Raw genomic sequence first — 20,962 nt, 5'->3', positions numbered from 1 at the left:
GGCGCATCGGTCGATTATTAGCGTTTCCTGAAGCGCGCCTTGGCATCGCCATACGATGCCTGCGTCTTGCCGACGACCTGCTCGACGCGCCCCCTCCACGCGACCCTCCGGTTTCCGATGGTCTTGCCGAGGCCGGTACGCAGCTTGCCCGTGACCTCTCTTATCCATCCCTGCATCTGGTCTTTGTTCATCACCTCGCTCCTTGAGCGCTGCTTCCATCGCGACAGCATGACCTCAATGGAGGAAGGAGTCGGTACGGCACCGGACAGACGCCCTTCGGGAGTCGGCGCACAAATGATCTGTTCGATCGAATTCGCCGCACTGACGATAATCCCTTCGCGAGTCCATCGAACTCCTTTGGAGACCGATCATGAGACTCGTTGCCACCCCATTCCAACGGCGACCCGCGCCGGCGTTCGCGATAGCGGTTTTTCTCGCGATAACGGCATTCGCCAATCCGGCGAGCGCTGCCACTCCCATCCAGACTCAACCACGTGCAAGCGTGATGACCGTTGCGGCCCACAGCCAGATCGATACGCGTATCAGTGGACTCCACACGAGGCTTCAGATCACCGCGGCGCAGGAAGAACTTTGGCAAAAAGTCGCACAGGTCATGCGTGACAATGCGGGAACGATGGACTCGCTCAGACAGGCACGAACCAGTCAGGCCAACAGCATGAGCGCTGTCGACGATCTCAAGTCCTATGGCCAGATTGCCGATGCCCATGCGGACGGCATCAGAAAGCTCACTCCGGCGTTTCGGGCACTCTACGACAGCATGTCGGACGTTCAGAAGAAGAACGCTGATCTGATTTTCCAGACTGACCACCACCACGCCGCAAAGAAAGGGTGATCTCAAGACACCCGCAACGGGAAGCGGACTGGCACCTCAGTAAGGTCCCGGATCGCAGACAGGAGTACATCATGAAGATCCAAAGAGTGAGAGCCGCTTGCAGGGGCCCGGTGAAGACCGGAATCTCGATTGCAGTTGGTCTGGCGTTGGCCATTGGCGGCATGTCCATGGCGCCTGCCTATGGCGAAGGCAACGGCAACGGTAATCACGAGGGCCAGGAGCAGCATGGCGCGAATAACAACTATCAGCATAACCAAGGGCATCAGTCGGACCATGGCAACCGGCACGCCTATCAACATCCCGGCAATGACCACCGTCGCGGCGACTATTACGGCAACCAGGACTATGTGTATGCGCCGCCACCCGTGGTCTATGCTCCGGAGTCGGCACCTGGCATAAGCTTGTTTATACCGCTGCAGTTCCGATAGAACGCAGGGCCCGCGCCTGGTGATTGCCGTTGCCTGAGCGCTCAATCGGGCCGGGTTCTGCCTGCCGCGTGCAGCCGCATCGAGACAAGCTGCTAGCGCGGCACGGTTCCCGGTTCTTCCAGCCATCGTGAGACCGCCGACAGCACCTGTGTCTCGATGCCAAGAAAGCCATGAGGCGATTTCGCCCCGCATTCACTAGCGCCGTTCCCGCCGCGCTCGCTGCTTGACACCGCCAGGAACTGGAACCGGTTGTCCTTCGCGAGCGTGTGGGCCGCGCTAAACGGTGAAACTCGACATCCGTCATTTTCGTTCGACACTACCAGCACTGGAGTCGTGCTGACGTCCCAATGCATGCCCGAAAGCCCGGTCTCGCCACGCATACCGATCGTGACGGGGGAAGTCAGTACATACGCGTCGGCCAGCCGTGGTTCCCGTTGGAGCACATTGCCAACCGAAATCGTGCCCCGGCTGGTACCCACGAGGGCGATTTTTGCGGCTGGAAAGCGTTGCCTCAGCGCCGCGACGATGACGTGCAAGTCTTGAGCGTGAGTTTCGCTCAAACGGAATGCGTCATTCATGCCGGATGATTGATCCGATGGCGCATCGACGATTGCGATCGCATCGCCCGCAGAAGTCCAGTAGCCGGCGGTCCGGAGGAGGAAATTTGCCCTCATTGTCGTTGGGCCGGTTTCACTGAGGGCGATTGCACCGTCATCTCCGGCAAACAATACGATGACCCACGGCGGCGCGCTTGCTGGCTGTTCGATGAAGATGGCCTGGGTCTGTTGTCCTCGTATTGGGACTTGCAGGAGTTCATCGGAATACGCTGGAATTGCGGTTAGGAGTGTGCAGGCGAATGCGCAAATTGGGGCCGCGAATCTACGCAACAGTTTCCAAAGCCTGTTAGTGGAGCAGGTTAAGGGCGTTGCTCGCGTTGATTTCTGATCGCGCATTCTGAATGAAGACCGCATTGTTGTTCCATTCACAGCTTACGTGAGTTGGATGCGGGATCGGCAAGATCGTCTGGATTGAGCAACGACGTAAGTACGTGATCGGCCCAGCAACCATTGATCTTCAAGTACGACCGAGCCAGGCCTTCCTTCTCGAAACCAAGGCTAGCCAGTAGGTGAGCGCTGCGGGTGTTCTCCGGTCGATAGTTGGCCATGATGCGATGCAAGCCGATATCTCTGAACACATGCTGGATAGCCACCGTTAGACTCTCTCGCATCAGGCCTTTCCCTTCGACCACTTTCGCAAGAGAGAATCCAAGGTGACATGCTTGGAACGATCCCCTAACGATATTGGTGAAGTTGCACTCTCCGATCAACTGATCGCCTTCGCGTTCAAACAGCGCGAGATGAAGAGCGTTTCCTGTTGCGGTTTGATGAGCCATTGCGCGTAGCCTGTCAGCGATGGCATCCAGGTTAAAGAAACTTTCCTGTCGCGCAGGCTCCCAAGGCTGAAGATGCTTTCGATTGGCTGCGTAGTGCGCCTGCAGAGCGCTTGCGTCGTTCTCACTGACGGCTCGCAGTATCACGCGTTCGGTGGTTAGTCCTTCGTCTGGATGATTTGCTGCATTTTCCATTAGTCTATCGCCCTTGGTATGCAATATTGCGCGTGATTGTACCGAGGCAAAAAACTTCTCTCTGGATCTCCGACTTCGACGAGTCGCGGGCCACACGCGCAAAGAGATTAACCCCGCGCTAGGTTGAACCTTTCAGAAACCCTCCGCCGCCGCCCAGTAATTTACTTGCTACACTCGATCAAGGAGCAAACCTGATTGGTGCTCGGTTTGCCCCTGATGGCGGCTGCCGAGTAGCGACTCGAGTGCGGTGACATTTTCTGTTCATACACCTGGCACCACAATTGCAAGCCTGAGCGCCGACCCGTCGTCGTAGGGCATGAAATAGCGCGGAGGTGTCGCTGTGATTGAGTCTTCCGATTTCCGGAGCAAAAAGTTGGTGCTCAATCATGGAGGCGGTCAATAGATCGACGTGAACGGTATCCGGAGGCAAGCCATGCATGAAGAACAGTTACGTGACGCACTGAATGCCCACTGGCGCGCGTCGGCCGCCGGCGATCTCAACGCAGAACACGATATTTACGATGACGACGCCATCTGTGAGTATCCCCAGTCAGGTGAACGAATCCTCGGGCGAGCTAATTTGCAGGCGCTGCGAGGGCATCATCCAGGCAAACCATCAGGCTTCGAGGTCAGGCGAATTCAGGGAGAAGGTAATCTCTGGGTCACGGAATACTCCATCAACTATCAGGGGCGAGCGGCTTACACAGTAAGCATTATGGAGTTCCGCAACGGCAAGGTTGTTCACGAGACCCAGTATTTTTCGGATCCTTTCGAGGCGCCGGGTTGGAGGAGTCAATGGGTTCAGCAGGGCGAGTGAGGCGACGCGTTGCGGCGGGATAAGTCGAATAATGCCCGTCGCCGACGTTCGCCGTTCCTACTGCCAACCTAAACTACGACGACAAACTTCCCCACGGCCTCATTACGCTCCATCAATTCATGAGCAACCGGTACTTCGGACAGGCCGAAGATACGCGCGGGTCGACATTGATAAAAACCGCCTGCGGCCAGCTCTACAATTTTCTGCATTGGTACATCCGACAGCAGGAAATCCGGAGTCCCAAACACGAAACTCCCGAAGAAACTCAGATGAACACCGCTTGCCATCTGGCCGAGCGGATCGAACTCGGCGAGCGGCGTGAGCCCACCCAGAAATCCGGCCAGGCACACACGGCCGCCACGACGTGCCGCGCGCAGCGAGTCGAGGACGGTGCTGTTTCCGATCAGATCAAGCACTGCATCGGCCTTATCGCCCGGCCATCCCGGCGCTGCACATAACTCACCAGCGCTCGTCACCACATGTGCGGCTCCCCGCGCGCGCAACATGACTTCGCAATCCGGCCGACGTGTGGTCGCAATCACCTCCGCACCGAGTTGGACGGCGATATCGATCGCAGCCAGCCCAAGGCTCGACGTCCCCCCTCGCACGACGAGTCGCTGCCCGGACTTTACTTCGAGGTTTCTGTGAAGACACGTCCAGGCGACTGCGTAAGCTTCCGGCAGCGTGGCGAGTTCTGCCCAGTCGAGGGTCGTTTCAACGGCCACAACATTGGTGGCGGGTACAACGACGTATTCTGCATAGCTGCCGTCGATCGTTCGCCCCATTCCGCCCATCAGCGCAACGACCGTCTGGCCCTCATGCAGTATCCCGGCTGCATCCGATACCACAGACCCAACACATTCGATGCCGCTTACTTCCGCCGCCTCTCCCCATAATCCTCGCCGCATATAGAGTTCGGCGCGGTTCAGACCAAACGCCCGAACGCGAATCAGGACACAGCCGGGTTTGAGGACGGGACGTGGCCTCTCAACGATTTGAAGCACATCAGGACCACCAAACCTGTTTCTCACGATTGCTTTCATGTCGATCTCCTCATTGGGAGACTGAATGGTAGGATCGATCTTCGTCGAGAGAAATTACTCTCTTTCGACAAAGACTGAAGGCCATCTCTACAATGAACGAGCCCACACTTTTACAGTTGCAGTGCTTTGAAGCACTGGTTGCCGAAGGTAGCTTTGCCGCGGCCGCTGCACGGTTAAACCGAACGCATCCAACGGTCCATGCAGCGGTGAGGGCGCTTGAAGCTCAAGTGGGAATGGCTCTGCTGGACCGGGCCGGATACCGTGTCACGCTGACTGCAGAAGGCACGGCGTATCACGAGCGCGTGATGCAGTTTCTTCGTCAATATGAAAATTTGCAGCGCGAAGCGGCTCAGCTTGCTGCTGGCCAGGAGGCAGAGTTGCGCGTCGTAGTCGGCGACCTGTGTCCATTGCCCGAAACCCTCCGCACGCTCAAACGGTTCTTCGAGACGAGCAGCGGCACGCGTCTTACGCTTCTGTTCGAGGCGATTAGCGGCCCTTGGGAACGGCTGCGGAGCGGCGAGTGTGACCTGATATTTCATCACCTCGACAAACCGTCGCCAGCGATCGAATCGGTTGAGTTGTTCGAGGTCAGGCTGGTTCCGGTCGCGGCCCCTGGGTATATCAAGCCACTGTCAGTCGAATCGCTCACGCCAACCGATTTGAGGCACTATGTTCAGTGCATCATCCGCGATACGAGCAAGCAGTCGTCGGACGCCAACTACTATCTGATCGACGGTGCGCCAACCTGCACCGTGCCCGACCAGTTGATGAAGCGCGAGTTGATCGTGCAGGGGCTTGCGTGGGGGCACATGCCTTATCACTTGGTTGCGGGCGACCTCGAGAAAAAGCGGCTCGTGTCACTGGAGGGGCGGCACTTGCAAGGCGCGACGCTCAAACACTACGCGGCGCGGCTTCGCGATGCCGCGCACGGTCCCATTGCGCAGCGTCTTTGGGGGCAGTTGTTGGAGCAGGGTGCACGTTGAATAGCGATCGCCGACCCACCCACCAACCTACACCACTACCCCTTATTGAACAGGCTCACAACACGAGACATAGATTTCGCTGCCAGAACGAGCAGCGCGCCAGAGACGCTGTAGTCGACGTTGAACATCAGGTCGATTAAATAGAACATGGCTAACGCGATGAGCGGGTGGTACATCGCGCGGTTTATCAGGCGTTTCATCGGCGTCTCACGCGGTTTCGTTTGCCCGAACCGGTAAGTCACTGTGCGTGAACCGATCTGCGCAAGTTTCGTGGCGTGCCAGGCTTCCGGAATCCGTGGAAGGTTTGGCTGCGAAGTACGGATGACACTGATCTGTCACGTCCCGTCCTGCGATCAACTTTGCCGCTCGCAACCTGTTGCCGTCCTGCCCGTGCGTCGATGTTTTTTGCTCCATCGTCCAAGTCTTGCCGATGGTTCTCCTGACCATTGCAGAACGTCCAGATGGATTGTCCGTCCCTCCTGCGAAAAGGCGAGTTTGTTGCACGCGTTTAAGTTACGCAGCGATGCATCGAGCGCACCGAAAATCGGTAAGCCATTTGTCATCTTCCGTGGCGGCGGGTATAACATGAACCCCTCGGTCAATTTGAAGAATGACCGGCCTCCCCGGTTTCTTACCCGGGAAATCGCATATCACGCGAGCTCTTCATGGATGCAGTTTCTGACGTCCTGCGCGCTGTGCGCCTAAGCGGCGCGGTGTATCTGACTGGGACCTTCACGGCACCGTGGTGCGTGATAGGCCGCACGGATGCTGCGCTCTGCGCGGCCTATCTGCCGCAATCCGAGCGTGTCGTCTCATATCATCTGATCATAGAAGGCAACTGCTGGGCTCAACTGGCAGACGACCCCGCTTCCGCTATTCATCTCAATGCCGGCGAACTGCTGGTGGTGCCGCAAGGCGAAACGCATTTGATAGGTAGTGCTGTGGATCTTGCGCCCACGCCAACCGAAGTGCTATTGGCCGGCCAGATGGCGGTAGAACCAGGTGAGGTGATGACGGTGTCTTACGGAGGCGGAGGACCTACGACTCGCATCGTCTGCGGTTTTCTGGCCTGCGACGATACGCTGAGTAACCCACTGCTGTCATCGTTGCCGCGACTCTTCAAGGTTGATATGCGTCACGATCCGCGGGCAGCATGGCTTGAGTCCTCTCTCAAGTTTGCAGCCAGCGAAGCTGCGAGTTCGCGGGCGGGCGGTACGATTGTCCTCGCCAGACTGTCCGAACTACTGTTTGTCGAGGCGGTGCGTAGCTGTATTGAAGCGCTTCCTGCCCATGAGACCGGATGGCTGGCCGGCGTGCGCGATCGTTACGTGGGACGTGCGCTTTCGTTGCTCCACGCTCAAGCAGTCCACCCCTGGACTGTCGACGAGCTTGCGCGCAAGGTAGGGCTATCGCGCTCCGCGTTGGCGCAACGCTTCACCGATCTCCTTGGACAACCGCCCATGCAGTACCTGGCGCGATGGCGGATGCAGATCGCGGCACAGGAACTTCTCGTCGGCAGAAAGTCCCTCGCCGCTGTAGCGGAGCAGATTGGTTATGAGTCTGAGGCGGCATTCAGTCGGGCCTTCAGGCGGGAATTTGGAATGCCGCCGGCAGGCTGGCGCAAGAGCAAAGGAAAGATGAACGGCGCTGCCGAATCTGCGCAGGCCGCGCCCGCTGCGAGTGGCATCACGCCACCACTAGATCAGTGACGGACTGCCATACCCGACGCCACATTCACTCGCACACGTCAAAGCTGACCCGGCGTTTCGGCCATATCTCCCGGTGGCCCGGCCATAGAACCTCGCGTCTCGCAACCGTACATTCGAGCGTACCGGATGCCAGATCAACCATCTGGTTCTGACCGGTAGATGAGCATTCACAGCTCGACCGCATGTCGGTTCATATTGGGAGAAATGCTATGAACGCAGTATCGCGACTCTCCAACCGCGATCGTTACGCCCGTTGCATTCGCGCTTCAAAGATGGTCAGTTGGGATATCGAACGTGACGTGATTGGAGGCCGCACCTTTGACACGTCGCAGAAATATCTTCCCGATGGGCTCTCACTGGCTCCGAATTTCTTCACGCTCTCCGAGCACGAAAAGCGTTTCGTCAGCCAGATTCAAGGACGCACGTATGCCAACGTGTTCGGGCTGGTAGAGCGCTTCATCAACGCCAAGGTGCTGGAAGTCAGCCGTGATCATTGGCTCGGCGACCAGATTGCGCTTGAGGCGCTGGTCCGATTCAGCGAAGAAGAGCTCAAGCATCAGGCGTTATTTCGTCGCATCGACGAGATGATCAGTGAGACCCTTCCCGCGGGCTATCGCTTCGACGTCGACCCGAATGTCGTTGCCTCTGCAGTTCTCGGGAAAAGCACGTGGGCCGTATTGGCGCTGACGCTGCATATCGAACTGTTCAGCCAACTCCACTACCGCCAGAGTATCGCGCCAGACGATCAGCTATCGGAGCTATTCAAGAGCGTGTTCCTCTACCACTGGAAGGAAGAGAGCCAGCACGCCATCCTGGACGAGCTCGAATGGGTCCGTCACGACGCCACCATGACGGATAGTGATCGCAACAAGGCTGTTGACGAATTCATCGAATTGGTCGCCGCAATCGACGGCATTCTGCAGGCACAGGCAGCATCCGACGCGCGTTATTTCAAGGCGAACTGCGGCCGCGCAGTCGACGAGACGGAAGCCCAGTCGATCGAAGCGAATTTCCTCGAGGCTTACCGGTGGCAATACATCCACTCGGGTGTGCGTCATCCCCATTTCGGCGAAGTGCTTTATAGCCTCATTTCCGAAGACCAGCGCAAGCGCATCCATGCTGCGCTCGCCACACTGCAATGAGATTTACCGAAGCTGGACAATCCACGTATGTTGAAGGAGATGGAACATGAATGCGAACGCACAGGTCAACGAACCCAACATTGTTAACGGTCTTAACGTCGACGACCTTTTCGCCCTGATTGAGGGCGTCAAGGGCGATGCTTCGAAAGCCACCACCAACTGGCGCGTAGCGACGAGCTGGCAGGGCCAGACTCGAACTCGCGCCGAGGTAGAGGGGTTCTCGATCGGCGGCCAGAATGTGTCGCGCCGGTTCACGATCGATATCGATGAACCCTGCGAACTCGGTGGCTCGAATCAGTTTGCCAATCCTCAGGAGCATCTGATCGCCGCGCTAAATGCTTGTATAGCGGTGGGTTACGTGGCGCAATGCGCCGTCCGCGGGATTACGCTCGAGTCCCTGCAGATTGAGACCGAGGGTGAAATCGACCTCAGGGGTTTTCTTGGGATCGACCCGAAAGTGGCAAACGGCTATGAGAGCCTGCGTTACACCGTTCGTATCAAGGGCAGCGGGACCAGCCAGCAATTCGCTGAAGTCCATGATGCGGTAATGGCAACTTCCCCCAACGTCTACAATCTGGCGAACGCTGTCGTTCTGAAATCGACCCTCGTGGTCGGTTGAACTTCGCAATGCGGGCGCGGCGACTCGAATCGTTTTCGTCGCGTCCAATTAGCGCCTCACCGCGCTCTGAAAAAACCGCAAAGTCGTGTCTTGCGCATGTCGATTTCTCCCGCGATCATTCGTCGTATTCACAGGAGGCGCTTTTGCCTCCGAACACTATCGTCTTCAAAGGAGAAACCCAAATGCGTGTAATGGTCATGGTTAAGGCAACGCCCGAATCCGAAGCCGGGCAGATGCCAAGCATGGAGCTCATCGCGGCGATGGGCAAATATAACGAGGAACTGGTGAAGGCTGGGATCATGCAAGGCGGCGACGGGCTGAAGCCGAGTTCGGCAGGCGTACGCGTGAGGTTTTCAGGGAAGGATCGAACCGTCGTTGACGGCCCATTTGCAGAGACCAAGGAATTGATCGCCGGATATTGGCTCTGGCAAGTTCAATCGATGGACGAAGCGATTGAATGGGTCAAGCGCTGCCCGAATCCGATGGTGAGTGATTCGGAGATCGAGATTCGGCCTTTCTTTGAGCCTGCGGATTTTGGTGAGGTCTTTACTCCTGAGCTTCAGGAGCAGGAAAAGCGTCTACGGCAGCAGATCGATGGGCAGACGCGCTGACAATTTTTATCGCATCAGTCTGCGGGGCGTGCGCAGGCAGCCCCGCCCGCCTGTATGAGGTTTGAGTCAGGCGTCCTGGCGCCGTACAGGTGATGAGGTCCAACGCGGTTTCATGGCATTATCGTGTGCACCTTCACACCACCGCGGGAACGCACACCATGGCGACTTACATTGTTTTCACAAAGGAAAGCACGCAGGATCAGGGGGAGCTCGACATCTACCAAAGCACGGTTGGCGCGACCTTTAAAGGTCATCCCGTCAAAATTCTCGCTGCTTACGGACCTCAGCAGGTCCTCGAGGGCGACGCGCCAGAGGGCGTCGTGATCGTGGAGTTTCCGACGACGGCGGCCGCGCGCGCGTGGTACGACAGCCCGGCATATCAGGAGGTCGCGCAGCACCGGTTCAAGGGTGCGCGCTATCGCGCCGTTCTCGTCGAAGGCGTGTGACGAAAGGCGATGCATAACCATTTTGCATATTGTTAAGCCTTTAAGCCAGGGGTAGTCGTGAACAGCGTTTCAATTGAGGCCGTCGCGCCGAGCGATGCGGACGTGTTTGTGGCACGTCAACCAGTCATGGATCGGGCTGGTCGCGTTGTCGCATACGAGCTTCTTTTCAGAGACGGTCCCACCGGGGGAGCGCGGATCGGCGACGAACTGCGTTGCACCACGGCGGTGATTGAACGCGCGGTGGGTTCGATCGGTCTCGAACGGCTTGCGGGGAGCAAGGCGTGCTTCCTGAACTGCCCACGTGATTTTCTGTTTTCGGACTACCCGTATGTGCTGCCGGCGTCACGTTTCGTTCTGGAAATTCTGGAGTCTGTCGAGCTGACAGCGGACCTCTCGCGACGGTGCAGCGAGTTGCGAGGCGCGGGCTTCCAGATAGCACTGGACGACGTCAGGAGCATGACTGACGAGGTCCGATGGTTTCTTCCTTCCGTCGACATCGTCAAGATCGACTGGCCGTTTGTTGAACGTGAGGAGTTACCGGAGCTGGTCAGTCAGTTCAAACGAGCCGGAAAGGTCGTGCTCGCCGAGAAAATCGAAACTGCGGGGGACGCGGAGCACGCCCGGCAACTGGGTTGCGATCTGCTGCAGGGCTACTATTTCGCCAAACCGCAAATTCTGTCAGGCAAGCGCGCGATGCCGCCAGTCAAGGCGATTCTTCACGTGTTCGACCTGGTCGGAAGCGATGCGCCGTTGGGCAGTATCGCGCGAGCGCTAAAAGAAACGCCAATGCTGGTTGCCCAACTCTTACGGCTTGCAAACAGCAGCGAGCAGCCTAACGGCAAAACCGAGCGCATTTCGTCGCTCAAACAGGCGCTCTCGATCGCCGGAAGCCGCAGACTTTTGCATTGGTGCGGACTTCTGCTTTACGTCGGCCGCGACGGACTTCCCATCGAGGATGATCCGCTTGTGCTGCTTGCGCAGAGACGCGCACATTTCATGGAAGAGGCAATCGACGCGATGCCGGATGGCTCGCGTTCGCTGGCGTCTGCTGGCTATCTGACGGGCATGCTGTCGCTTCTGCATGTCGCGTACCACATGGAACTGCGCAGCTTCGTCGACGAGTTGCCCGTTTCCGATTCCATCCGGCTGGCTATCCTTAACGGCGGTGGCGTACTCGGCGAATTGCTGTCGGTCGCCACGCTGCTTGAACGGGGCGATGTGGATGCGGCGACGGGGAGACTTCAACAGCTGGAGTTTTCCCCCGCAGGGGTTCGGAAGATCGTTGAGTGCTACTGACGCGATTTGCAGTATCGCGGCTGGTATGACGGCCAGTCTCAGTCGTTCGACGGCGTATCAATGTGGACATTCGATCGCATACAATACGTATACCGTGCATCCGAATTGAGTGAGACGACGTGACAGCATCTTCCCTGACAACCCCGGAAAAACTGGGGGAACTGGCCTATCAGACTTTGCGGCGAATGATCCTCGACAAGGCATTACGCAGCGGCGGCGCCGTCGTTGAAGGGCGGCTGGCCGAGGAACTCAACATTTCCCGCACGCCAATGCGAGAAGCGTTGCTGCGGCTCGAGGGCGAGGGGCTGCTGACGCGCGCCGGGGCCCGTTCTTATTCGGTGCGCTTCGTCAGCGCGCAGGAATATTTGCAGGCGATGAAGGTGCGCGAGCTGCTCGAAGCGGAGGCCGTCGGCCTTGCCATCGGCAAGATCGACAAGAAGCAGATCCAGCAACTAGTAAAGAAAATCAAGGCTCTGCGCAGTGGTCAGCAGGAGCAGGAACACTGGCAGATCGACGACCAGGTTCATACGATGATGGCGCATGCGAGCGGCAACGACGTGCTCGCGCGGACGATCGAAGTGGTGCGCACGAACAGCCGGTTGTTTGAACTCACGACACCTTTCAATCGAATCGAGGAGGATCGCGCCGAACACCTTGCGATCCTCGAAGCGTATGCTGCCGACGACGCGGAAGCTGCACGCGCTGCCGTTCGCACGCACTTACAGAATCTGCGCAGTTTCGTGCTTAACCGTCTGAGTGGAGGCAGCGGTCCCTGAGCCGGATTGACCCGCTAGCGACTAGCGGCTAGCGGCCCCAGCGACTCCATCAGTGGCGCAGGATCTTGCCGACGAATTCACGCGTGCGCGCTTCCTGCGGGGCATCGAAAATCTGCTGCGGCGAGCCTGTTTCGATCACATGGCCACCGGCCATGAACACGACTTTCGACGACACCTCGCGCACGAAGCTCATCTCGTGCGACACGATGAACATGGTGATGCCCTCCAGCGCCAGAGCGCGAATCGTATCGAGCACCTCGGTGACGAGTTCGGGGTCGAGCGCGGCGGTGACTTCATCAAGAAAGAGCACGTTTGGCTTTAACGCCAGCGCGCGAGCGATCGCCACACGTTGCTGCTGACCGCCCGACAACTCGTCCGGATACGCTTTCAGCCTGTGTTCGAGGCCCACGCGCGTGAGCAACCGGATGGCATCGTCTTCCACCTGCTTGCGCGGCCACCCCTTGATCCGGGTAGGCGTGATCATCACGTTGTCCAGCACAGTCATGTTCTGGAACAGGTTGTATTGCTGGAAAACGATCGCGATTTCCGAGCGCAACGACCGCACGGCCGCCTTGTCACCATAGTTCACAAGATCACCGTTCAGCCGTACGCTGCCGTGCTCCGGGGGCAACAGCCCCAGCAGAACGCGTAGCAACGTGCTCTTGCCCGATCCGGACGGCCCGATCAGGCTGACGATTTCACCTTTCTCGACCGACAGGTTGATGCGTTCGAGGACCGTGTGCGGCCCATACGACGCCTTCAGATCAACGATTTCGAGTTGCGGCAAGTTTCTTCTCCAGGCGCTTACCCAAGCGCGACAACGGGTACGACATTACAAAATAAAGCACCAACACCGTTCCATACACGAGCCACGAGGAAAACCCCTTGTTGGTGAGCACCTTGCCGGCGGACGTCAGTTCCATCACGCCGATCTGCGAGGCGAGCGCCGTGTCCTTGATGAACATGACGAAGAACCCGAACGTGGGCGGCACGATCACGCGCCACGCTTGCGGCACGATGACGAAGCGCAGCGATTCGAAGTACGAGAAATTCAGCGTTTGCGCGGCTTCCCACTGATTTTTATGGACCGATTCGAGTCCGCTTCGAATGATCTCGCCAAGGTACGCGGACGCGATCAGGCAGACGCTCAGCGACGCGACGGCGAACGTCGAGAGATTCGCTTTCGACGTTTGGCTCGCGAAGAACACGAGCATCAGCGTGACCAGAAACGGGATGCGGCGAAACAGGAAGCAATAGACAAAGGCGAGGGCGCGCAAAGGCGCCATCGTGCGGGAATGCGTGACGCGGACAATCGCTATGACAAAGCCCGCGAGAAAGCCCGTAAAGCAGCCGGCAGCCGATAGCACGAAGGTTGCGGCGAACCCTTCCATTAGCAACAGCAGGTTGTAGAAAGAAAACAGTTGTGCGATTTCGGCGTGTGAGGAAGCGAACATCAGAACACCTTGATTTTGGCGCGGCAGACATGACGCCCGATCATCGCCAGCGCGAACGTAGCGATCAATGTGACGGCGACATACAGAACGGCGGCCACGCTGAACGCTTCGACCGAAAGGTAGGTTTGTGAACTGAGGTTGTACGTGCGCCCCGTCAGTTCCTCGACGCCGAAGATCGACGCCATCGACGTGCCGAGCGTCATGACGATGAACTGATTCGACAGCGGCGGGAACATCACCTTCAGTACGTGTGGAAAGATCACATGCCGCACGATCTGCGGCGTGGAGAAGCCGAGTACTTCGGCAGCCTCGATTTCCATCAGTCGGACCGAATTGAATCCTGCGCGCTGGATCTCGCACAGATACGCGCCGGCATTGAACGTCGCCCCGATCAGCACCGCTGTAAACGGCGACAGGGTCACGCCGATCTCAGGCAGTGCGAAGAACAGGAAAAAGATCTGCACGAGTTGCGGCGTATTGGTCGCGAACACCACATAAGCCATCACCGCTTTGCGCAGAAGCGCCGGCCCGTAGCGCAACACCGAAGCACAGATGAGGCCGATGATCATGCCGAACCCAAACGCGAGCACGGCGATCTGCAGGCTGAGCCATGCGCCGGCAAGCAGATAAGGCCACTGCTGGAGGATGGGTTCGAAATGTAGGGTCATCGAATAGTGGCTCCCGCCGGATGCGCAGTGCTCGTCCGTTACGGCGACGAGCGCTGTCGCCAGTTTCCCTTACTGCGCGGCTGCAACAGGTGTAGGTGAGGCGGTCGGATCGTGCAGCATGGCGCTGCCGAACCACTTCTTCCAGCTTGCGGCGACAAAGCCGTTCTTCTGCAACGCGCCGATTTCCTTGTTCAGACGCTGCGTCAGTGCCACATTACCCTTTTGCACGCCGATGCAGTCGTAGTCCACTTCGATCGGCGCATCCACTACGCGCCATTTCGTCGGATAGTTCTTCGTGTAGCTCAGCATGAAGTCGAGCACGTCGATCAATGCGTCGGCGCGGCCCTGAGCGATCGCGCGAACCGCATCCGGATAGTTGTCGAGAATCAGAAGCTGCGCCTTGGGCAGTTTGTCATGAATCAGCTGGATAGGCGTCGTGCCGCGTACCTGAACGAGGCGTACCGCCGGATCGTTCAGCTGGGTCCAGTCTGAATACGACGTTGCCTGTGTCGTCAGGACACCTAGCACTTCGGTGTTGACCGGGTCGGTGAAGTCGATCACCTTCAGGCGGTCCGCGTTGCGCGTCATGCCGCCCATCACCGCGTCGATCTTGTCGGTCATCAGAAACGGCACGCGATCGTTCGAGCCCACCGGAACGATCTCAAGCTTCACGCCGAGCGAGTCGGCAATCTTCTTAGCAATACTGACATCGAAGCCGTCGATGTTGTTTTTCGCATCGTAAATGCCGAGCGGCGGCAGGTTCGGGTTGATGCCGAACACGATCTTCTTCGACGCGATGATTTCGTCGAGCGTGCGGGCGCTGGCGTCCAACGAGCCGAGCAACGCGCAGGCGGCAACACCCACGGCGAGCATGCGGGTGAGGAGGGTAAAGGATTTCATGCTGCAACTCCGTAATAGGTTCGGGGGCGAATGCTGACCTTTCTGGCGCGTGGTTCGGGCATCTCCAGGACCGCCTTTATTTTGGCCATTTTGCGTATACGAAACGTATACGATAAGATAAAAACATCGACGAAATTAGTTGTCAAGGGAGCCATGCCCCATGCTGGATGAGAAGACCATGCGCATCGAGAAGGCAGGCGGCGCGGCTACAGTGAGGTTTCTCTTCGACGGCCGGCCGGTGCGGGCGCGCCAGGGCGAAAGCGTGGCGGCGGCGTTGTTCGCCTCGGGTACGAAGACCTTGCGGGCGAGTCCGCGCAATGGCGCACCACGCGGCATGTTCTGTTTGATGGGGTCTTGTCAGGAGTGTCTGGTCGTAGTCGATGGTCGCCGCGCGCTTGCATGCCGGACAACGGTCATTGAAGGAATGCGCGTCGACAAAGTACCGGAGATCGGCCTTGATATCTGAGTTCGATGTCCTTGTACTCGGCGGCGGCCCTGCCGGCGTGAACGCGGCGCTGGCTGCGTCGGCAGCAGGTCTCAAGGTCGCGCTGTTCGATGAGAACCCGGCGGCCGGTGGGCAGGTCTACCGCGCACCGGTCAGCGCCGCTGTTCCGTCGAGTGCGGACCAGCAAGCGGGCGACGCGCTACGGCGCGAACTCGCGGAAAGTAAGGTCACCACCTACTTCGATCACGTGGTCTGGGCGGTCACCGCCGACTATCGCGTCGATGCCGTGGGTCCGGCCGGCCCCGTGCATTGCACCGGGCGTGCGCTGATCGTCGCAGCGGGAACCACGGAACGTGTCGTTCCCTTCGACGGGTGGACCACGCCGGGCGTCATCGGGCTGGCCGCTGCAACGATCCTCCTCAAATCGCAAGCCATCCTGCCGGGCCGCTCGACATTAGTCGCAGGCTGTGGGCCGTTGCTTGCGGCCGTCGCCGCGAAGACGATAGAAAACGGCGGCAAGGTCGAAGCAATTGCGGATATCGGGGGCGTCGGCGACTGGGCCCGCGCGCTCCCCGCCATGGTGTCGCGCCCCGATCTGATGCGGGAGGGTTTCCGCTGGTGGCGCGAGATTCGCCACGCAGGCGTGCCGATTCATTCGCGGCACACGATAGTCAAAGTCGAGCCGGCCGGCGATCAGCTGCGCGCGACTCTGGCGCCGTGTGACGCAGCAGGCCGGCCCGTCTCCGGAGAACACCGCAGCGTGATCGCCGACTGCATCGCGGTCGGTCATGGGCTGACCCCGTCAACCGAAATCACGCGTCTCCTGCGGGCGGAGCATCGGTACTCGCGGCAGGCGGGCGGATGGATCGCCATCACTGACGAGAACTGCCGCACCTCGCGCCCGCGGCTCTACGTGGCTGGCGATGGCGCAGGCATCGCCGGTGCGGCCGCCGCGAGCCATCATGGCACGCTCGCAGGACTCGCCTGCGCCATCGAGCTTGGCGGCACGGACGTCGCCGGGCTCCGGTCGCGACTCTCATCCGTGCGTCGGGCGCATCTCAAGGCGGCGCGCTTCGGTCGTTCGATGGCGCAATTGATGGCGCTACGGGCCGGCCATGTCGACGGCATTGGGCCGCAAACCATCGTGTGTCGATGCGAGGACGTGACGCGCGCCGAGATCGACGCCGCCTGCGACGCCGGCGCGCACGACGTGAACCAGCTCAAGGCCTGGACGCGCTGCGGCATGGGACCGTGCCAGGGCCGCACATGCGGGGACGTGGCGGCGGAACTGCTTGCCGCACGCGCATGCGGCGGCTCGCGCGAACGCGTGGGTTGTTTTTCCGCCCGCACGCCGTTGCGGCCCGTGACGGTTGAAGCGCTGACGGGAGAGTTCAGCTACGACGACATTCCGATCCCGAAGGCTGCGCCGTTATGAGCCAGCCGACGACAACCGCATTCGACGTCGCCGTGCTTGGCGGCGGCGTGATGGGCTGCACCACCGCACTATTTCTGGCGCGAGCCGGCATGCGAGTGGCTGTGATTGAACGCGATGCGCTGTGCCGTGGCGCGTCGGGCGTCAACGCCGGCACGCTGACGCTGCATATGACGCGTGCCGCGCTCGTTCCCTACGCGATCCGCGCGTGGAAAATGTGGATGAACACCGACACGTGGCTAAGCCACGGCGTGCTTGCGACGTCGGCGCCCGGCCTTTCGCTCGCCTTCACCGAATCCGAGAAAGTGCTGCTGCAGCAACGCGCGGCGGCGAGGCGCGAGTACGGCGCGCAGATCGATCTGCTCGACCGGGATGCCGCGCTCGCCGTCGAGCCAGGCCTGAATCCCGCAATGCTGCAAGCTGCGTACTGCGCAACCGATGGCTTCGCGAGCGCCTATCTTACTGGCCGTGCTTTCCATGCGGCATTGCGCGAAGCGGGTGTACACATTTTCGAGCAGACACCTGTCACGCGCATCGAGCGCGTCGCGGGAATGTATCAGGTGTACGGCCCGAACGACGCTATCCGTATCGACGCGACGCGTCTGGTGATGGCGGGCGGCGTGTGGTTGGAACCGCTGCTCGCGATGCTCGGCATCCGCATCCCCGTCAAGACGCTCGTCAATCAGTTGATCGTCACTGAACGCATGCCGCCCGTGATGAAGTCGGTGCTGAGCATCGCAAATGGGCTGCTGTCGATGAAGCAGTTCGCCAACGGCAGTGTCCTGATAGGCGGTGGCTGGCAAGGCATCGGCGATCGCGAGCGGGGCGGCGTGGAGACCGTGCCGGACAACCTGATCGGCAATCTCCGGCTCGCGCAGCATGTGATCCCCGCGCTAGCCAAAGCGCGCGTGGCCCGCATCTGGCTCGGCCTCGAAGCCGAAACCGCCGACGCCATGCCGATGATCGGTGCGCTCCCCGGTTCCCCCGATGCGTGGGTAATCGGTTGCGTGCATTCCGGTTACACCAGCGGTCCCTACATGGGCAAGCTGCTTGCCCAGGCCATGCTCGGCGAAGAACCCGAGCTGCCCTTGTTCGATCCGGCGCGGCTTGTCGTTCATGACGATGTGCCCGCCCAACTTCATCGGGAAAAGACAGAATGATCCCTACGCATGCCGACCCATTCAACGGCGTTTATGCCGCTACGCTGTGCCCCCTCGACGCGGATGGACGACACCTGGACGAAGCGGCGCTCGAGCGGCATATCGAAGCGGTGGCGAGCGTCGACGGCATTGTCGGGCTATTGGTGAACGGCCATGCCGGCGAGAACTTCACGCTCTCGGCGGCCGATAAGCGACGTGTCGTGGAAATTGCGCATGCCGTCTGCGGCGATCGCTCGATCATCGTAGCCGGCGTGAATGCCGAAGACAGTTACGAAGCGCAGGCCCACGCAAACGACGCAAGACAGGCCGGCGCCGACGCCATGCTACTGTTTCCACCGTTCTCCTGGGCGCTGTCGACCGATCTCGACACCGTTCTGACGCATCACCGCATTGCCAACGCCGAGGCCCGCCTGCCCATGATGCTTTACCAGGCCGGCGTTGCCACGGGCGGCATGGCCTACACGCCGCAGATGCTTGCCGCGCTCGTCGGCTTGCCCGAGGTCGTAGCCATCAAGGAAGGCAGTTGGGAGACGGCCGCGTACGAAGCAAACCGCCGGCTCGTTAAATCGATCGCACCGCATGTGGCCGTGATGGCATCCGGCGACGAACACCTGTTCACCTGTTTTGCGATCGGCACCGAAGGCAGCCTCGTCAGCCTTGCGGCTGTTGTGCCCGAACTGGTCGTGGCACTGTATCGCGCTATCGAACACGGTGATCTCGGCCGCGCGCAGCAGCTTCACGAGCGCATCTATCCGCTTGCGAAGGCGATCTACGGAACCGCGCCGGGCTCATACGCCAATGCGCGTCTGAAAGCCTGCCTGCACTTGCTGGGCCATTTTCCGCATCCGTCGATGCGCCCGCCGATCCCACCGCTTTCCCATGCAGAGCTGATGCGTCTCGAAGACGCGCTCGCCATCGCAACCGACACTCAACGGAGTGGTTTATGAGTTCGACCCCAACCCTCATCAAAGGCGGCCGCATCATTACGGCCGTTGACGACTACGTCGCCGACATCCTCGTGGAAGGCGAGCGCATCGTCAGTATCGGACTGAATCTCGACGGAGGACCGGATGCACGGGTGATCGACGCGGCAGGACTGCTGGTGTTTCCTGGTGGCGTCGATTGCCACACGCATATGGAGAACACCTTCGGGGCCTCGGTGACCTGCGACAACTTTGCGTCGGGCACACGCTCGGCCGCCTTCGGCGGAACGACGACGATCATCGACTTCGCGTTGCAAACCGCCGGCACGAGTCCGCTCGATGCGATCTCGAGGGCGCAATCGAAAGCCGCATCGGCCGCGAGCATCGATTACGGGTTTCATGTGATCGTGACGCAGGTGGACGAGCGCGTGCTCGGCGACATGCAATACGCGATTCGTCACGAAGGTGTCTCGAGCTTCAAGATGTTCATGGCCTATCCCGGCACGGTCATGTCGGACGACGCCGCGATTTTTCAGGCAATGCGAATGGTCGGCCAGCACGGCGGCATGATCGCGTTGCATGCCGAGAACGGCACGGTCATCGACCTGCTGATTCGCGAGGCGCTCGCGCAAGGCCATACCGCGCCGCGTTATCACGCGCTGACGCGGCCCGCGATCATGGAGGGCGAAGCGACGCATCGCGGCATCAAGCTTGCCGAACTCGCTGAAGCGCCGGTTTACTTCGTGCACCTTTCGGCGAAAGAGGCACTGAAGCATGTGATCGAAGCGCGCGACCTGGGCATTCCGGTGTTTGCGGAGACCTGTCCACACTATCTGTTCTTCGATGAATCTGCATACGCCGACGACAGCTTCGAGCTCGCGCGTTACGTGATGAGTCCGCCACTGCGCTCGAAGGAAGCGCAGAACGCGCTCTGGACCGCGCTCAAGACCGACGATCTGCAACTGATCTCGACCGATCACTGCCCGTATTGCATGAAGGAGGGGCATCGCGGCAACGTTAACCAGAAGCCGCTTGGACGCGACGATTTTTCGAAGATTCCGAATGGCGTGCCTGGCGTTGAAACGCGCATGACGGTGGTCTACGACGGTGGCGTACGCGGCGGCCGCATTTCGCTGAATCGCTTCGTCGAATTGATGTCGACTGCGCCTGCCAAGCTCTTCGGCCTGTTCCCGAAGAAGGGAACGTTAGCGATCGGCAGCGACGCCGACATCGTCCTTTTCGATCCGAACGAGTCGCATACGATCAGCGCGGACACGCAGCACGGCGATTGCGACTTTACGTTGTTCGAAGGCCACGCAGTCACGGGCCGGGTGAAGAAAGTGCTGCTACGGGGTGAGTTGCTGATCGACAACGGCGACTGGGTCGGACGGACCGGTCAGGGACAGTTTGTCACGCGCGGCGAACTGGGCGGTCACTGGTAGAGCGTCATGCCAATCTATGAATATGCCTGCGACGCATGCGGGACGTTCGATTCCATCCGCCCGGTCGCGAGGCGTGATGAGCGAACGCCGTGCCCGGAGTGCGGCCTGCTGTCGCCGCGCATCGCCAGCGGTGCGACGGTGTTGCTGTCGCACCGCGGCGAGACCATGCCGGCGGAAGAAGGGGCTTATGGCTTCAGGCATCAAGGTGGCTGCGGTTGCTGTCGCTAGAC

Annotated in this window: 26 protein-coding genes; 17 read left to right on the top strand and 9 right to left on the bottom strand. The window is 59.8% G+C overall.

Going from position 1 to position 20,962, the window contains the following annotated elements:
• Nucleotides 1-17: 17 nt before the first annotated feature.
• Nucleotides 18-191, bottom strand: coding sequence for a CsbD family protein (locus M0D68_RS01695; RefSeq protein ID WP_266223622.1), 174 nt, complete (start codon nucleotides 189-191; stop codon nucleotides 18-20).
• A 179-nt stretch (nucleotides 192-370) separates the two neighbouring features.
• Between M0D68_RS01695 and M0D68_RS01690 the strand changes: the two genes are divergently transcribed.
• Both M0D68_RS01690 and M0D68_RS01685 read left to right on the top strand, forming a co-directional pair.
• The gene (locus M0D68_RS01690) at nucleotides 371-853 is read left to right on the top strand and encodes a Spy/CpxP family protein refolding chaperone (RefSeq protein ID WP_266223621.1); all 483 of its coding nucleotides are present in this window, start codon (nucleotides 371-373) and stop codon (nucleotides 851-853) included.
• Between the two features lie 71 nt (nucleotides 854-924).
• The gene (locus M0D68_RS01685) at nucleotides 925-1,281 is read left to right on the top strand and encodes a hypothetical protein (RefSeq protein WP_266223620.1); all 357 of its coding nucleotides are present in this window, start codon (nucleotides 925-927) and stop codon (nucleotides 1,279-1,281) included.
• Between the two features lie 92 nt (nucleotides 1,282-1,373).
• On the opposite strand, the gene M0D68_RS01680 is transcribed toward M0D68_RS01685, so the two are convergent.
• Both M0D68_RS01680 and rimJ read right to left on the bottom strand, forming a co-directional pair.
• Nucleotides 1,374-2,252 (bottom strand): S9 family peptidase, encoded by an 879-nt coding sequence (locus M0D68_RS01680; RefSeq protein ID WP_266223619.1) that lies wholly within the window; start codon nucleotides 2,250-2,252, stop codon nucleotides 1,374-1,376.
• 11 nt (nucleotides 2,253-2,263) lie between these two features.
• Nucleotides 2,264-2,866, bottom strand: coding sequence for a ribosomal protein S5-alanine N-acetyltransferase (rimJ, locus tag M0D68_RS01675; protein ID WP_266223618.1), 603 nt, complete (start codon nucleotides 2,864-2,866; stop codon nucleotides 2,264-2,266).
• A gap of 433 nt (nucleotides 2,867-3,299) precedes the next feature.
• Between rimJ and M0D68_RS01670 the strand changes: the two genes are divergently transcribed.
• Entirely contained in the window at nucleotides 3,300-3,683 is a 384-nt protein-coding gene (locus M0D68_RS01670) for a nuclear transport factor 2 family protein (RefSeq protein ID WP_266223617.1), read from the top strand.
• Between the two features lie 68 nt (nucleotides 3,684-3,751).
• Here the strand turns inward: M0D68_RS01670 and M0D68_RS01665 are convergent, their stop codons facing one another.
• Nucleotides 3,752-4,726 carry a zinc-binding dehydrogenase gene (locus M0D68_RS01665; RefSeq protein ID WP_211708704.1) on the bottom strand — a complete coding sequence of 325 codons (975 nt, stop codon included), beginning with the start codon at nucleotides 4,724-4,726 and terminating at the stop codon, nucleotides 3,752-3,754.
• Nucleotides 4,727-4,818: 92 nt separating this feature from the next.
• Between M0D68_RS01665 and M0D68_RS01660 the strand changes: the two genes are divergently transcribed.
• Entirely contained in the window at nucleotides 4,819-5,709 is an 891-nt protein-coding gene (locus tag M0D68_RS01660) for a LysR family transcriptional regulator (protein WP_211708703.1), read from the top strand.
• Between the two features lie 35 nt (nucleotides 5,710-5,744).
• Here the strand turns inward: M0D68_RS01660 and M0D68_RS01655 are convergent, their stop codons facing one another.
• Complete coding sequence (locus tag M0D68_RS01655; RefSeq protein WP_200619709.1) at nucleotides 5,745-5,909, bottom strand: hypothetical protein; 165 nt, start codon at nucleotides 5,907-5,909, stop codon at nucleotides 5,745-5,747.
• A 465-nt stretch (nucleotides 5,910-6,374) separates the two neighbouring features.
• Here M0D68_RS01655 and M0D68_RS01650 point away from each other — a divergent pair, with 465 nt between their 5' ends.
• The 7 genes from M0D68_RS01650 (at nucleotide 6,375) to M0D68_RS01620 (ending at nucleotide 12,308) form a co-directional block, all read left to right on the top strand.
• Nucleotides 6,375-7,418, top strand: coding sequence for an AraC family transcriptional regulator (locus tag M0D68_RS01650; RefSeq protein ID WP_266223616.1), 1,044 nt, complete (start codon nucleotides 6,375-6,377; stop codon nucleotides 7,416-7,418).
• 209 nt (nucleotides 7,419-7,627) lie between these two features.
• Entirely contained in the window at nucleotides 7,628-8,560 is a 933-nt protein-coding gene (locus M0D68_RS01645) for a hypothetical protein (RefSeq protein WP_211708701.1), read from the top strand.
• 46 nt (nucleotides 8,561-8,606) lie between these two features.
• Nucleotides 8,607-9,179 (top strand): OsmC family protein, encoded by a 573-nt coding sequence (locus tag M0D68_RS01640; RefSeq protein ID WP_211700187.1) that lies wholly within the window; start codon nucleotides 8,607-8,609, stop codon nucleotides 9,177-9,179.
• 182 nt (nucleotides 9,180-9,361) lie between these two features.
• On the top strand, nucleotides 9,362-9,790 hold the full coding sequence (locus tag M0D68_RS01635) for a YciI family protein (protein ID WP_266223949.1): 429 nt from the start codon (nucleotides 9,362-9,364) through the stop codon (nucleotides 9,788-9,790).
• Between the two features lie 158 nt (nucleotides 9,791-9,948).
• Nucleotides 9,949-10,236, top strand: coding sequence for a DUF1330 domain-containing protein (locus tag M0D68_RS01630; RefSeq protein WP_093641713.1), 288 nt, complete (start codon nucleotides 9,949-9,951; stop codon nucleotides 10,234-10,236).
• Nucleotides 10,237-10,293: 57 nt separating this feature from the next.
• Complete coding sequence (locus tag M0D68_RS01625) at nucleotides 10,294-11,532, top strand: EAL and HDOD domain-containing protein (protein WP_266223615.1); 1,239 nt, start codon at nucleotides 10,294-10,296, stop codon at nucleotides 11,530-11,532.
• 119 nt (nucleotides 11,533-11,651) lie between these two features.
• Nucleotides 11,652-12,308 carry a GntR family transcriptional regulator gene (locus tag M0D68_RS01620; RefSeq protein ID WP_266223614.1) on the top strand — a complete coding sequence of 219 codons (657 nt, stop codon included), beginning with the start codon at nucleotides 11,652-11,654 and terminating at the stop codon, nucleotides 12,306-12,308.
• 49 nt (nucleotides 12,309-12,357) lie between these two features.
• Here the strand turns inward: M0D68_RS01620 and M0D68_RS01615 are convergent, their stop codons facing one another.
• The 4 genes from M0D68_RS01615 to M0D68_RS01600 form a co-directional block, all read right to left on the bottom strand.
• Nucleotides 12,358-13,095 carry an amino acid ABC transporter ATP-binding protein gene (locus M0D68_RS01615; RefSeq protein ID WP_054033467.1) on the bottom strand — a complete coding sequence of 246 codons (738 nt, stop codon included), beginning with the start codon at nucleotides 13,093-13,095 and terminating at the stop codon, nucleotides 12,358-12,360.
• On the bottom strand, nucleotides 13,073-13,762 hold the full coding sequence (locus M0D68_RS01610; RefSeq protein WP_266223613.1) for an amino acid ABC transporter permease: 690 nt from the start codon (nucleotides 13,760-13,762) through the stop codon (nucleotides 13,073-13,075). Before M0D68_RS01610 ends, M0D68_RS01615 begins: the two co-directional genes overlap by 23 nt.
• Entirely contained in the window at nucleotides 13,762-14,430 is a 669-nt protein-coding gene (locus M0D68_RS01605) for an amino acid ABC transporter permease (RefSeq protein ID WP_211708698.1), read from the bottom strand. Before M0D68_RS01605 ends, M0D68_RS01610 begins: the two co-directional genes overlap by 1 nt.
• A gap of 69 nt (nucleotides 14,431-14,499) precedes the next feature.
• Nucleotides 14,500-15,330 carry a transporter substrate-binding domain-containing protein gene (locus tag M0D68_RS01600; RefSeq protein WP_054033460.1) on the bottom strand — a complete coding sequence of 277 codons (831 nt, stop codon included), beginning with the start codon at nucleotides 15,328-15,330 and terminating at the stop codon, nucleotides 14,500-14,502.
• A 160-nt stretch (nucleotides 15,331-15,490) separates the two neighbouring features.
• Between M0D68_RS01600 and M0D68_RS01595 the strand changes: the two genes are divergently transcribed.
• Genes M0D68_RS01595 through M0D68_RS01570 form a run of 6 tightly spaced genes read left to right on the top strand, consistent with a single transcriptional unit; the run spans nucleotide 15,491 to nucleotide 20,960 of the window.
• Nucleotides 15,491-15,796 carry a (2Fe-2S)-binding protein gene (locus M0D68_RS01595; protein ID WP_234487551.1) on the top strand — a complete coding sequence of 102 codons (306 nt, stop codon included), beginning with the start codon at nucleotides 15,491-15,493 and terminating at the stop codon, nucleotides 15,794-15,796.
• Nucleotides 15,786-17,210 carry an NAD(P)/FAD-dependent oxidoreductase gene (locus tag M0D68_RS01590; protein ID WP_266223612.1) on the top strand — a complete coding sequence of 475 codons (1,425 nt, stop codon included), beginning with the start codon at nucleotides 15,786-15,788 and terminating at the stop codon, nucleotides 17,208-17,210. The genes M0D68_RS01595 and M0D68_RS01590 overlap by 11 nt, the downstream gene beginning before the upstream one ends.
• Nucleotides 17,207-18,367, top strand: coding sequence for an FAD-binding oxidoreductase (locus M0D68_RS01585; protein ID WP_266223611.1), 1,161 nt, complete (start codon nucleotides 17,207-17,209; stop codon nucleotides 18,365-18,367). The genes M0D68_RS01590 and M0D68_RS01585 overlap by 4 nt, the downstream gene beginning before the upstream one ends.
• The gene (locus tag M0D68_RS01580; protein ID WP_256456960.1) at nucleotides 18,364-19,314 is read left to right on the top strand and encodes a dihydrodipicolinate synthase family protein; all 951 of its coding nucleotides are present in this window, start codon (nucleotides 18,364-18,366) and stop codon (nucleotides 19,312-19,314) included. Before M0D68_RS01585 ends, M0D68_RS01580 begins: the two co-directional genes overlap by 4 nt.
• Nucleotides 19,311-20,732, top strand: a complete 1,422-nt coding sequence (gene hydA / locus M0D68_RS01575; RefSeq protein ID WP_054033454.1) for a dihydropyrimidinase — start codon at nucleotides 19,311-19,313, stop codon at nucleotides 20,730-20,732. The genes M0D68_RS01580 and hydA overlap by 4 nt, the downstream gene beginning before the upstream one ends.
• 6 nt (nucleotides 20,733-20,738) lie before the next feature.
• Entirely contained in the window at nucleotides 20,739-20,960 is a 222-nt protein-coding gene (locus tag M0D68_RS01570; RefSeq protein ID WP_093641745.1) for an FmdB family zinc ribbon protein, read from the top strand.
• Nucleotides 20,961-20,962 lie beyond the last annotated feature (2 nt).

Source organism: Paraburkholderia sp. SEWSISQ10-3 4 (assembly GCF_030464785.1).
GTDB classification, from domain to species: domain Bacteria; phylum Pseudomonadota; class Gammaproteobacteria; order Burkholderiales; family Burkholderiaceae; genus Paraburkholderia; species Paraburkholderia aspalathi.
The sequence above is the reverse complement of the archived record's forward strand: the minus strand, read 5'-3'. Positions and strand labels throughout refer to the sequence as shown.

What these genes read in the sequence shown, in the direction of transcription:
- rimJ (WP_266223618.1), bottom strand. Translation starts at nt 2,866, where the DNA reads ATGGAAAATGCAGCAAATCATCCAGACGAAGGACTAACCACCGAACGC.
- M0D68_RS01655 (WP_200619709.1), bottom strand. Translation starts at nt 5,909, where the DNA reads ATGAAACGCCTGATAAACCGCGCGATGTACCACCCGCTCATCGCGTTA.
- M0D68_RS01670 (WP_266223617.1), top strand. Translation starts at nt 3,300, where the DNA reads ATGCATGAAGAACAGTTACGTGACGCACTGAATGCCCACTGGCGCGCG.
- M0D68_RS01580 (WP_256456960.1), top strand. Translation starts at nt 18,364, where the DNA reads ATGATCCCTACGCATGCCGACCCATTCAACGGCGTTTATGCCGCTACG.
- M0D68_RS01585 (WP_266223611.1), top strand. Translation starts at nt 17,207, where the DNA reads ATGAGCCAGCCGACGACAACCGCATTCGACGTCGCCGTGCTTGGCGGC.
- M0D68_RS01605 (WP_211708698.1), bottom strand. Translation starts at nt 14,430, where the DNA reads ATGACCCTACATTTCGAACCCATCCTCCAGCAGTGGCCTTATCTGCTT.
- M0D68_RS01665 (WP_211708704.1), bottom strand. Translation starts at nt 4,726, where the DNA reads ATGAAAGCAATCGTGAGAAACAGGTTTGGTGGTCCTGATGTGCTTCAA.
- M0D68_RS01690 (WP_266223621.1), top strand. Translation starts at nt 371, where the DNA reads ATGAGACTCGTTGCCACCCCATTCCAACGGCGACCCGCGCCGGCGTTC.
- M0D68_RS01630 (WP_093641713.1), top strand. Translation starts at nt 9,949, where the DNA reads ATGGCGACTTACATTGTTTTCACAAAGGAAAGCACGCAGGATCAGGGG.
- M0D68_RS01600 (WP_054033460.1), bottom strand. Translation starts at nt 15,330, where the DNA reads ATGAAATCCTTTACCCTCCTCACCCGCATGCTCGCCGTGGGTGTTGCC.
- M0D68_RS01640 (WP_211700187.1), top strand. Translation starts at nt 8,607, where the DNA reads ATGAATGCGAACGCACAGGTCAACGAACCCAACATTGTTAACGGTCTT.
- M0D68_RS01610 (WP_266223613.1), bottom strand. Translation starts at nt 13,762, where the DNA reads ATGTTCGCTTCCTCACACGCCGAAATCGCACAACTGTTTTCTTTCTAC.
- M0D68_RS01650 (WP_266223616.1), top strand. Translation starts at nt 6,375, where the DNA reads ATGGATGCAGTTTCTGACGTCCTGCGCGCTGTGCGCCTAAGCGGCGCG.
- M0D68_RS01570 (WP_093641745.1), top strand. Translation starts at nt 20,739, where the DNA reads ATGCCAATCTATGAATATGCCTGCGACGCATGCGGGACGTTCGATTCC.
- M0D68_RS01645 (WP_211708701.1), top strand. Translation starts at nt 7,628, where the DNA reads ATGAACGCAGTATCGCGACTCTCCAACCGCGATCGTTACGCCCGTTGC.
- hydA (WP_054033454.1), top strand. Translation starts at nt 19,311, where the DNA reads ATGAGTTCGACCCCAACCCTCATCAAAGGCGGCCGCATCATTACGGCC.
- M0D68_RS01635 (WP_266223949.1), top strand. Translation starts at nt 9,362, where the DNA reads ATGCGTGTAATGGTCATGGTTAAGGCAACGCCCGAATCCGAAGCCGGG.
- M0D68_RS01595 (WP_234487551.1), top strand. Translation starts at nt 15,491, where the DNA reads ATGCTGGATGAGAAGACCATGCGCATCGAGAAGGCAGGCGGCGCGGCT.
- M0D68_RS01695 (WP_266223622.1), bottom strand. Translation starts at nt 191, where the DNA reads ATGAACAAAGACCAGATGCAGGGATGGATAAGAGAGGTCACGGGCAAG.
- M0D68_RS01680 (WP_266223619.1), bottom strand. Translation starts at nt 2,252, where the DNA reads ATGCGGTCTTCATTCAGAATGCGCGATCAGAAATCAACGCGAGCAACG.
- M0D68_RS01660 (WP_211708703.1), top strand. Translation starts at nt 4,819, where the DNA reads ATGAACGAGCCCACACTTTTACAGTTGCAGTGCTTTGAAGCACTGGTT.
- M0D68_RS01685 (WP_266223620.1), top strand. Translation starts at nt 925, where the DNA reads ATGAAGATCCAAAGAGTGAGAGCCGCTTGCAGGGGCCCGGTGAAGACC.